The organism is Curtobacterium sp. Csp2 (assembly GCF_013347165.1).
The window spans coordinates 3943696-3946805 of the sequence record NZ_CP054593.1; the positions used below are offsets into that span (position 1 = coordinate 3943696).

Consider the following 3110-nt stretch of genomic DNA (forward strand, 5'->3'; position numbering starts at 1 on the left):
AGATGTGTATAAGAGACAGGTTCCAGCGCGCGCTGACCCTGTTCACCGACGCCGACCGCGTCTTCGTGCACGGTGCCGGCCGCTCGGGGCTCGCGCTCCGGATGACCGCGATGCGACTCATGCACCTCGGACTGCGCGTGCACGTCGTCGGCGCGGTCACGACCCCGGCGATCGGACGCGGCGACGTGCTCCTCGTCGCGAGCGGCTCCGGCACGACCGGCGGCATCGTGCAGGCCGCACGGACCGCGGCCGACGTCGGGGCCCGGGTGCTCGCGGTGAGCACGACCGACGACTCGCCGCTCGCCGCGGTCGCCGACGCCACGCTCGTGCTCCCCGCCGCGACGAAGACCGACCGCTCCGGCACCGCGTCGGCACAGTACGCCGGGAGCCTCTTCGAGCAGGGTGTCGCCCTCCTCGGGGACGCCCTGTTCCACGCGCTCTGGCAGCGCAGCGGCCGCTCCGCCGACGAGCTGTGGCCCCGCCACGCGAACCTCGAGTGACGCCGCGCGCGACCGGCACCGAGACCCCCTACGAACCACCACCGGAAGGACACCACCATGCAGCTCCAGTTCGCCATGGACACCCTGACCACCGAGGACGCACTCGACCTCGCCGGCAAGGCCGCGCCGTACGTCGACGTCATCGAGCTCGGCACGCCCCTGATCAAGAGCGCGGGCCTGTCGGCGATCACCGCGGTCAAGCAGGCGCACCCCGACAAGACCGTGTTCGCGGACCTCAAGACGATGGACGCCGGTGAGCTCGAGGCGGGCATCGCGTTCGACGCCGGCGCCGACCTCGTCACCGTGCTCGGCGTCGCGGGCGACAGCACCATCGCCGGCGCCGTCAAGGCAGCCGAGGCGCACGGCAAGGGCGTCGTCGTCGACCTGATCGGCGTCGAGGACAAGGCCGCCCGCGCGAAGGAGGTCGTCGCGCTCGGCGCCACCTTCGTCGAGATGCACGCCGGCCTCGACGAGCAGGCCGAGGAGGGCTTCACGTTCGAGACGCTCCTGCACGACGGCGAGGCGTCCGGTGTGCCGTTCTCGGTCGCCGGTGGCATCACGACCGACACCATCGCTGCCGTCCAGGCGTCCGGCGCCCGCATCGCGGTCGCCGGCAGCGCGATCTACAGCGCCGACGACGTGGCCGCGGCCGCGAAGGCGCTCCGCGACGCGATCACGGAGCAGTCGGCCGCCTGATCGGCACCACCTGACGGACGGGAGGCTCGTGGCGGGGTCGCCGCGAGCCTCCCGTCCGTCACCGGGTCGCCCCGGGACGTGACCGGAACGCGGTGACCAGCGCGTCGACCAGCAGGAACCCGAGCAGGGTGACCCCGACGACGGGCAGCAGCAGCGCGAGCCCGATCGCGACGGCGACGACGGCGATCGCACCCCACCACGGTGCGCGTGCGAGCGCGCCGTCGGCGGGCGCGCGGCCGACGCGCGTGCCGGGCGTCCGTCGCTGCCACCACATCACGTACCCGAGGACGACCATCGCGGCGATGCCGAGCGCCGCCGCGAGCAGCACGAGCTGGTTCGGCAGCCCGAACAGCGCGCCCATGTGGGTGTTGATGCCGAGCTTCGCGGCCTTCGCCATGAGCGGGTAGTCGCCCCAGGTGACCTGCGACACCGCGGTCATCGTCGTCGGGTCGACCGCGACGGCGTTCATCGCGACCGGCCAGCTGAGCTTGATCTCCTCGACGGTCCACGCCTGGTCGGTCGTCGCCGCGGGCCGGATGCGGACCTCGGCGGCGTGCACGTCGGCCGACCGGGCGACGGCCAGGACCTCGTCGAACTGCTCGGGTGTGACGGTCGCGGGGGAGCCCACCGGTGCCGCGGCGGACCCGTGGTGCCCGGCGTGCTCGCCAGCCGTCATGCCCATCGCCGCCGCGCCGCCCAGCGCGGTGTCCACGGTCGGCGCCTGCCAACTGAGCGCCGAACGGAGCGCGGTCACGTTGTCGCCCGCGAAGTGCGACCACGTGATGCCCGTCGCCGACAGGAAGAGCGCGCCGAGGAGCACCCACGCGCCGGTCGCCGCGTGCCACGAGAAGGTGCGGCGGTACCCACGCAGGCGGGTGTCCGGGACGACGAGCTCGCGCTTCCGTCGGGCCGTGCGGAGCCGGAACGCCCAGAGCCCGATGCCGGCGAGCGACACGATCCCGAGCCACGACGCGGCGGTCTCGCTGTACAGCCGACCGACGTCGCCGAGGAACAGGCTGCGGTGCACCGTGCTGATCCACGTCCGGAACGGCAGGGAGCCGGAGGTGCCGTACACGGGCAGGTCGCCGCGGACGGACGCGTCGCCCGGGTCGACGAACACGGCGCGGGTCTGCGACTCGAGCAGTCCCGCCTCGGTGAACATCACGCGAGTGGTGTCGCCGGGCGCCGGCGCGGGACGGACCTCGACGACGGTGTCGTCGGGGTGGTGGGCGGCGACGTACCGCTGCGCGGCGGCGACCTGGTCGGCGAGGGGGCGTGCCGTGGCGGTGGACGGCGCGGTGAGCTCGTGCCGGTACACGACCTGCTCGATCGACGGGGCGACGGCGTAGACCGCCCCGGACAGCGCGGCGACCAGGACGAACGGGCCCACGAACAGGCCCGCCAGGAAGTGCAGGCGGAGGAGGAGCTGGGCGAACCAGCCACGGGAGGGCGGCGGAGCGGTGCTGGGCATCGGGGCGCGGGTCCTGTCGGGCGGAGCGTCCGGCACCGTGCCGGACGACCCGAGAACTCTACAACATGTAGAACGACGGCGCGGCCGGACGTGAGCGGCGTGTCCGTCCGCACACCGCACTCCGATGCGGTGTGCGGACGACCGCGTTGACCGACCGCAGGAGCACGACACAGACTGGCGCCGATGACCACCCTCACCTCGCTCGTGTACATGTCCGTCGCCGTCGACGACCTCACCGACGACCAGCTCGTCGCCATGCTCCGGGAGGCCCGCCTGCGCAACGAGGCGCTCGGGGTCTCCGGCCTGCTGCTCGCGAAGGGCGGCCGGTTCATACAGGTCCTCGAGGGCCCCGCGTGGAGCGTCGAGGACCGCTTCGCGGCGATCGAGCGCGACCCGCGGCACCACGAGGTGAAGTCGCTCATCCTGTCTCTTATACACATCTC

4 protein-coding genes are annotated in these 3110 nt (G+C 73.2%); 3 read left to right on the top strand and 1 reads right to left on the bottom strand.

All coding sequences use genetic code 11. The features are described 5' to 3' along the window. Positions 1 to 2: 2 nt before the first annotated feature. On the top strand, positions 3 to 500 hold the full coding sequence (hxlB, locus tag HUN59_RS19175; protein WP_174779292.1) for a 6-phospho-3-hexuloisomerase: 498 nt from the start codon (positions 3 to 5) through the stop codon (positions 498 to 500). A 57-nt stretch (positions 501 to 557) separates the two neighbouring features. After that, complete coding sequence (hxlA, locus tag HUN59_RS19180; protein ID WP_174777685.1) at positions 558 to 1196, top strand: 3-hexulose-6-phosphate synthase; 639 nt, start codon at positions 558 to 560, stop codon at positions 1194 to 1196. 58 nt (positions 1197 to 1254) lie between these two features. On the opposite strand, the gene HUN59_RS19185 is transcribed toward hxlA, so the two are convergent. Next, entirely contained in the window at positions 1255 to 2667 is a 1413-nt protein-coding gene (locus HUN59_RS19185; protein WP_174777686.1) for a PepSY-associated TM helix domain-containing protein, read from the bottom strand. 183 nt (positions 2668 to 2850) lie between these two features. On the opposite strand from HUN59_RS19185, the gene HUN59_RS19190 reads away from it, so the two are divergent. Beyond that, positions 2851 to 3110: BLUF domain-containing protein (locus HUN59_RS19190; protein ID WP_174779573.1), on the top strand; the 260-nt coding region annotated here is incomplete at its 3' end.

Bases quoted from the DNA above. Each gene is read 5' to 3' on its own strand.
- hxlB (WP_174779292.1), top strand. From the start codon at position 3: ATGTGTATAAGAGACAGGTTCCAGCGCGCGCTGACCCTGTTCACCGAC.
- hxlA (WP_174777685.1), top strand. From the start codon at position 558: ATGCAGCTCCAGTTCGCCATGGACACCCTGACCACCGAGGACGCACTC.
- HUN59_RS19185 (WP_174777686.1), bottom strand. From the start codon at position 2,667: ATGCCCAGCACCGCTCCGCCGCCCTCCCGTGGCTGGTTCGCCCAGCTC.